This window comes from Streptomyces silaceus, assembly GCF_001419745.1.
Classification (GTDB): domain Bacteria; phylum Actinomycetota; class Actinomycetes; order Streptomycetales; family Streptomycetaceae; genus Streptomyces; species Streptomyces silaceus.
Genome location: NZ_LIRJ01000578.1, coordinates 1 through 6,939, shown reverse-complemented (window position 1 = coordinate 6,939; position 6,939 = coordinate 1). Strand labels below are relative to the sequence as shown.

Here is a 6,939-nt window from a genome sequence, read left to right as displayed (position 1 = left end):
ACGGTTGTCCGTCGCGCCACCAGAAGGGGTGAACGGTCGTAACTTTCCCGCACCGGTAGCGTTCCGTCGCGCTATGGCGCCTCAGGGGCGCTCTTTCGCCACGGAGAGTACGGAAAGTACGGAGAGGACGGTCGGCGAGAGGGGCCGGACCGGGTGCGTCAGGCCGCGGCAGGCTCCCTGCGGGCCTCCCTGCGCCGCGCCGCCGTCCGCGGATCCAGCGCGGGCACGGCGGCCAGGAGCCGCCGCGTGTACGGGTCCTCCGGTGACGCGTACACCTCCGCCACCGGCCCTGACTCGACGATCCGGCCCTGCCGCATCACCGCGACCCGGTCGCTGACCTGTCGTACCACCGCGAGGTCGTGCGCGACGAACACCAGGGCCAGCCCCAGCTCCCGCTGCAACTCGGCGAGCAGCGCCGTCACCTGGGCCTGCGTCGTCACGTCCAGTGCCGAGACCGGCTCGTCGCACACGATGAGCCGCGGCTCGGCGGCGAGGGCCCGCGCGATGCCCACGCGCTGGCGCTGTCCGCCGCTGAACTCGTGCGGGAAGCGGTCGTAGTGCGCCGGTTCGAGCCCCACGCGCTCCAGGAGCTCGCGCGCACGCCCTCGTACGAAGGCGTCGTCCTCGCCCCGCGCGCGCAGCGGGTCGGCGATGGACTCGCCGATCGAGCGGCGCGGGTTGAGCGAGGAGACGGGGTCCTGGAACACCATCTGCACGCCGGGGACCACCTTGCCGCCGGGCATCTCCGTACCCCCGTACCGGAGTTGCCCGGCGGTCGGCGCCAGCAGGCCCACGAGCATCCGCCCGAGCGTGGTCTTGCCGCTGCCGCTCTCGCCCACGATGCCGAGGGTCTCCCCGCGGCGGACGGTGAGCGAGACGTCGTCGACGGCGGTGACCGCGCGTCGGCCGCGCCCGAACTCCCGGCGCAGTCCGGTGGCTTCGAGGACGACGTCGCCCGCCTCCTTCGCGGACCGGACCAGGGGCGCGTCCACGCGCGGCACGGCGCTCAGGAGCTCGCGCGTGTAGGTCTCGCGCGGCGACCCGAGGACCTCGCCGACCGTCCCGCGCTCCACCGCGCGCCCGCCCCGCATGACCAGGACCTCGTCGACGCTCTCCGCCGCGACACCCACGTCGTGGGTGACCAGGAGGAGCCCCATGCCGGTCTCGTCCCGCAGCGTGTGCAGCAGGTCGAGGATCTGGGCCTGGACGGTGACGTCGAGCGCGGTGGTCGGCTCGTCGGCGATCAGCAGCGCGGGCTCGCACGCCAGCGCCATGGCGATGAGGGCGCGTTGGCGCATGCCGCCGCTGAACTCGTGCGGGCGCGAGCGCGCGCGGCGGGCCGCGTCGGGGATGCCGACCCGGTCCAGCACCTCCGCGGCACGCGCGCGTGCCGCCCGCCGGGACGCCCCGGTGTGCACGCGGTGCACCTCGGCGATCTGGTCGCCCACGGAGTAGTACGGGTCGAGGGAGGACAGCGGGTCCTGGAAGACCATCGCGGCCTTCCCGCCGCGCAGCCGCCGCAGTTCGGCGTCGGAGGCCTGCCGCACGTCGACGCCGTCGACCAGGACCGATCCGTCGACCCGCGCGCCGGTGCCCCGGTGGAGCCCGAGCAGCGCGGAGGCCACGGTCGACTTGCCGGACCCGGACTCGCCGACGAGGGCGAGCGCGCCGCCCGCCTCCAGCGTGAACGAGAGCCCGTCCACGGCCTTCACCCCGGAGGCGAACTCCACGGAGAGATCGGTGACTTGTACGAGACTCACGTCAGGACCACCCGTCGGTCGGCCAGCGCGTACAGCACGTCCGCGACGGCATTGGCGAGCACCACGAAGAAGCCGGTGACCAGGACGAGGCCGACCACCACCGGCAGGTCGACGACCTTGACGGCGTGCACGAGTTCACGCCCGATGCCGGGCAGTCCGAACAGCGTCTCGCTGAGCACGGCACCCCCGAACATCGACCCGAAGTCGTTGGCGGTGAGCGCGATGACGGGGGCGACGGCGCCGCGCAGCGCGTGCTTCCCGACGATCGACCGCTCCCCCACGCCGTACGCGCGGAAGGTCCGCACATGGTCGTCGGCGAGCGTCTCCAGCATCGAGGAGCGGGTCAGGCGCGCGTACTTGGCGGCCTCGATCAGCGCCAGCGAGAGCCAGGGCAGCAGGAGGTTCCACGCCCACTGCGTCGGGTCGTCGGTGAAGGCCACGTACTGCGGGAAGGGCAGCCACTGGAGCTGGCCGCAGACCACGATCATCAGCAGCAGGCCGATGACGAAGACGGGTGTGGCGGTGCCCGCGAGCGTGACGGCGGTGACCACGCGCTCGCTGAGCCGGCCGCGCCGCCAGGCGGAGAGGACCCCGCCGCCGACGCCGAGGATCAGCCACATGACCATCGCGCCGAGCGCCAGCGACGCGGTGACCGGCAGCTTCGCCACGATCAGCGCGGTGACCTGCTGGTCGCTCTGGTAGGAGACGCCGAGGCAGGGGGCGGAGCAGTGCTCGGTGCCCGTGCCGGTGGAGTAGTCGTGCCCGGCGACGATGCCCTGGAGGAAGTCCCAGTAGCGGACGTACAGCGGGTCGTCGAGGCGCAGTTGCTCGGCGACCTGCTGGACCTGGGCGGGCGAGCAGCGCGGGCCGCAGGTGATCTGGGCGACGTCGCCGGGCGCCGCGTAGAACACCGCGTAGACGATCACCGAGATGGCGAGGAGGGTGACGACGGCGCCCACCAGGCGCCGCAGCAGGAAGCCGGTCATGCGCGGGCCTCCCGCTTGCGTCCCGTGCCGACCCGGAGCCGCGAGGCGGCCCGCGGGTCGAGCGCCGTGCGCACGCCGTCGCCGAGGACGGTGAGCGCGAAGACGGTCACGAACAGCGCGCCCGCCGGGAACAGCAGGTACTGCGGCGCCGCCTGGTACCAGACGTCCGCGGCCGTGAGCATCTGTCCCCACGACGGGGTGGGCGGCTGCACGCCCACGCCGAGGAAGGACAGCGCGGCCTCGACGGTGATGTTCATGGGGACGAGCAGCGCGGCGTAGGTGATGACGGGCGCGGCGAGCGCGGGCAGCAGTTCGCGCCGGGCGATCCGCAGGGTGCTCCAGCCGCTGAGCCGGGCGGCGGCGACGTGGTCGAGTTCCTTGAGCGTGACCGTCTGGGCCCGGACGATCTTGGCCATGTTGCCCCAGGCGACGAGCCCGATGACCAGGGCGACGAGCACCGGCCGCGGGAAGCCGCTGGGCACGACCGCCATCAGGGCGAGCGCGAGGACCACCAGCGGCAGGGCGATGATGACGTCGGTGGCACGGCTGAGCGCCTGGTCCACCCAGCGGTTGCCGAGCCCGGCCGCGATGCCGACGGCGACCCCGATGAAGACCTGCACGGCGGTCGCGGCGAGCGCGACGCCGAGCGAGACCCGGGCGCCGTACACGAGACGGGCGAAGAGGTCGCGCCCGGTCTGCGGTTCGACGCCCAGCCAGTGCTCGCCGCTGATCCCGCCGAAGGAGCCGATCGGCACGCCGCCGCGCGCCGAGTCGATCAGGTCCGGGTGGTACGTGGTGGGGTCCTGCCCCTCCAGGGCGGTGAGCAGCGGAGCGGCGAGCGCCACGAGGACGAGCAGGCCGACGACGCCCGCCGCGACGAGGGCGGCGCGCTGCTCGCGCAGCCGCCCCCGGAAGACGGAGCCGAACGTCACGACGACTTCACCGCGACCTGCGAGACGTCGAGGACGCCGGTCCAGTCGCTGATGACGATGTTCTTGACGTCCTTGCCGTACAGGCGCTTGTAGACGGGGTGGAACAGCGGCACGGTCAGCGCCTTCTCGCCGATCTTCTTGTCGAGGGCGCCCCAGCGCGCGGCGGCGGCCTTCAGGTCGGTGAGCTTGTTGATCTCGTCGATCTCGTCGTTGACGGACTTGTCGTTCAGGAAGCCGGAGTTGAAGTTGTAGCCGTCCTCGACGATCTGGCGGCCGTCGAAGATGGGCGCGAGGAAGGGACCGCCGGAGGGCCAGTCGGCGCCCCAGTGCGACAGGAAGAGGCCCGGCTCCTTCTTGGCGCTGTGGACGGTGTCCTTGTAGTCGTTGTCCTCCAGCCCCTTGAGCTTGACGGTGATGCCGGCCTTCTTCAGGGCGTCCTGGAGGGCCGTGGCGATCTCCGGGCTGGTCTCGAAGTCCTTGGCGTTGGAGTGCACGAGGGTGACGGTGAGCCCGTCCTCGTACCCGGCCTCCTTCAGGAGCTCCTTGGCCTTCTTCGGGTTGCCGTTCTCGCCCGCCGGGAAGTGGTCGTACTTCGTGTAGCCGAAGGACTTCTGGTTGGGCAGATAGGTCGTGGCGGGCTCGGCGAGCGAGGAACCGCCGGCGGCGTTGACCACCGAGGAGCGGTCCACGGCGTACGAGATCGCCTGGCGGACCTTCGGGTCGTCGAAGGGCTTCACCTTCGGGTTGAAGGCCAGGTAGTTGGTGTAGCCGAAGTGGCCGGTGCCGACGTGGGCGGACGTGTCGTCCTTGCCGCCGAGCCGGGCGAGCTCGGCCGGGCCGAGGTTGGTGTCGGTGGTGACGGCGGCGGCGTCGGCGCCCTGGCTCGCGGAGAGCCGCTGGTTGATGACGGAGGAGTCGAGGCCGGAGCGCACGTCGATGACGTCCGGGTAGGCCTTGCGCTCCGGGTCGAGCTTCGGGGACCAGTGCGGGTTGCGCTCCAGGCGCAGCCGCTCGCCGTCGTTCTCGTTCTTGACGACCTTGTACGGGCCGGACGAGACCGGGTGCTCCTCGTACTTGGTGCCCTTGTCCTTGGCCTTGGGCACCGGCGTGAACTGCGTCTGCGTCGCGAGGTAGGGGAACTCGCCCTCGGGCTTGTTCAGGTGGAAGACGAGGGTGCGCTCGTCGGGCGTCTCGATGGACTTCAGGCCCTTGCCGCCCTTGTCCTTGTACGGGCCCTCGTACGTGTCGCCGCCGATGAGCCAGTCCCTCAAGTAGGGCGCGCCACCGCTGAGTTCGGCGGCGAAGGACCGCTCGATGCCGTACTTCACGTCCGCCGAGGTGATCGGCGAGCCGTCCTCGTACTTGAGGCCCTTCTTCAGGGTGTACGTCCACACGGTGGCGTTCTTGCTCGGCTTGCCGAGGTCCGTGGCGAGGTCCGGCACGACCTCCGCGCCCTTGGCGCCGTCCTCGCGGTTGCGGGTGGTGAGCGTGCGGAAGACGAGGCTCGGCACGTTGCCGCCGCCGGAGGTGTAGAGCCGCGCGGGGTCGAAGTCGGTCTGCGGGTCGCGGTTGAGGACGGTCAGGGTGCCGCCCTTGGCGGGGGTGCCGCCGTCGCCGCCGGCGTCGTTGTCCTTCGGGCCCGCGCAGGCGGCGGCGCCCGAGGCCAGGACCAGGCTGACGGATGCCGCTGCCACACGGCGGGCTATGACGGACGATCGACGCATCGGAAGGAGACCTCTCGGGGGACGCTGCGCACGGGCAGCGGATCAGCAGGAATCGAGCGGAGGGCTCGCCCCGGAGAAGGCGTGGACATGCGGTGTCGGACGGCTACGGACGGCCGAAAGGGACGGCCGCGGGCAGCGGAGACCGAGGAAAGAGCGACGCACTCGCCGGGGCGGGCGTCAGCAACAGTGGATGTCGGCCACGCAGAGCGCGGTCACGCCGAACAGCGCCAGCTCAATGGCGGCGCTCGACGGGGCGTGACGGTTCGACATGCGCAGAAATATGAACGAACTTCCGACGGATGTCAAAGCGGTCACCGCGGTGACCGGACCGCTCGCCCCGGACCCCTGTCTCAACTCTTGGGGAAGGCCCAGGGGTTGGCCTTGCACTTGATGCCGTCGTGATCGAGGAACTTGGTCTGCTGCTGCATGACGGGCGCGAGGTCCCCGTCCTTCGTGCAGTCCGTGTGGTTGAAGCCGAGCCGGTGCCCGACCTCGTGGTTGATCAGCATCTGGCGGTACGGGTGGATGGCGTTGCCGAATTCCTTCTGGACGGCGTCGCCGTAGGTCTTCGCGCCCTGCGCCCACCGATAAGCGTTGATCATCACGCGTTCCGTCGCGGCGGAGTCGCACGACACATTGTCCTGGGTCGTGTCGAGACCGGATTTGGCACACCACGTGGCGGTCGTTCCCGGACTGGCGAGCGTAATGACGAAATCGGGCTGCCCCGACGATATCCGCTCGAAGGTGCGGGCCTTGGCGTGGGCCCAACTCCGGTCGTCGTTCAGGGTCTTCTGCACGGCTTCCGCGAAGAGCTTGCCGTCCAGGCCGAGGCCCTTCTCGACGTCGACGCGATAGCGGAATTTACGCCCCTTTCCGGGGGCCCGGTCGAGTCCGGGTATCACCTCGAAATCGCCGGACGCCTTCAGTTTGGGGTCCAGCGGGTATTTCTCGCCCATTTTCTGTTCGTACGTCGCCGGCTTCGCGTCCTGCCCGTCGGCCGGCGTCGGACGGCGGTCCGAGCGCGAGGCGGGGTCCTCGGTGTCGCGCACGCCGCCGCCCGGGGCGGCGTGGGTCTGCTCGTCGGGCTCGCCGGGGCCGTCGGCGACCTGGCCCGCGACGACGACCGCGAGGACGGTGGTCACCGCGGCGGCGGCGATGCCGGTGAAGGCGCGGCCCCGGCTGCTCTTCTTGCCGCCCTCGTCCTCGCCGTCGTCGCCGTCCGCCATGAACGCGTCGGTCCGGTGGGCGAGTTCGGCGTCGGAGTCGTCGTCCCAGTCGGTGACGGAGGCGTACGGGTCGCGGGGCGGCGGGAGCTGCGCGCCCGGCTTCGGCGCGCCTTCCGCGGCGGGCGCCCCCTCGTCGGGGAAGGCCGCCATGTACTCCTGGCGGGGTCCGGGGATGCCGTGTCCGGCGGCGCCCCTGCGCGGACCGCCGCCGGTCCCGGTGGCGTCACCCCAGCCGCCGCCGGGCTCCCGCTGCTCGGGGTGCCCGCCACGGACGTGCGGCACGCCGTGGGGCGGAGTGGGGCGGGGTATGC

General features: G+C 71.7%; 6 protein-coding genes. All 6 read right to left on the bottom strand.

Annotated elements, in window-relative coordinates; genetic code table 11:
• Nucleotides 1-158: 158 nt before the first annotated feature.
• A complete protein-coding gene (locus AOK22_RS37005) occupies nucleotides 159-1,760 on the bottom strand; it encodes a dipeptide ABC transporter ATP-binding protein (protein WP_055703049.1) in 1,602 nt (533 codons plus the stop codon).
• Nucleotides 1,757-2,746 carry an ABC transporter permease gene (locus AOK22_RS37000; RefSeq protein ID WP_055703048.1) on the bottom strand — a complete coding sequence of 330 codons (990 nt, stop codon included), beginning with the start codon at nucleotides 2,744-2,746 and terminating at the stop codon, nucleotides 1,757-1,759. Before AOK22_RS37000 ends, AOK22_RS37005 begins: the two co-directional genes overlap by 4 nt.
• Nucleotides 2,743-3,678: an ABC transporter permease gene (locus tag AOK22_RS36995; protein WP_055703047.1), complete on the bottom strand. Its 936-nt coding sequence runs from the start codon at nucleotides 3,676-3,678 to the stop codon at nucleotides 2,743-2,745. Before AOK22_RS36995 ends, AOK22_RS37000 begins: the two co-directional genes overlap by 4 nt.
• The gene (locus AOK22_RS36990) at nucleotides 3,675-5,402 is read right to left on the bottom strand and encodes an ABC transporter substrate-binding protein (RefSeq protein WP_079037077.1); all 1,728 of its coding nucleotides are present in this window, start codon (nucleotides 5,400-5,402) and stop codon (nucleotides 3,675-3,677) included. Before AOK22_RS36990 ends, AOK22_RS36995 begins: the two co-directional genes overlap by 4 nt.
• Nucleotides 5,403-5,579: 177 nt before the next feature.
• A complete protein-coding gene (locus AOK22_RS43925; protein ID WP_324964634.1) occupies nucleotides 5,580-5,672 on the bottom strand; it encodes an Ms4533A family Cys-rich leader peptide in 93 nt (30 codons plus the stop codon).
• Between the two features lie 80 nt (nucleotides 5,673-5,752).
• On the bottom strand, nucleotides 5,753-6,939 hold a 1,187-nt coding region (locus AOK22_RS36985; RefSeq protein WP_107102122.1), incomplete at its 5' end, for a DUF3152 domain-containing protein.

What these genes read in the sequence shown, in the direction of transcription:
- AOK22_RS37000 (WP_055703048.1), bottom strand. Translation starts at nt 2,746, where the DNA reads ATGACCGGCTTCCTGCTGCGGCGCCTGGTGGGCGCCGTCGTCACCCTC.
- AOK22_RS36990 (WP_079037077.1), bottom strand. Translation starts at nt 5,402, where the DNA reads ATGCGTCGATCGTCCGTCATAGCCCGCCGTGTGGCAGCGGCATCCGTC.
- AOK22_RS43925 (WP_324964634.1), bottom strand. Translation starts at nt 5,672, where the DNA reads ATGTCGAACCGTCACGCCCCGTCGAGCGCCGCCATTGAGCTGGCGCTG.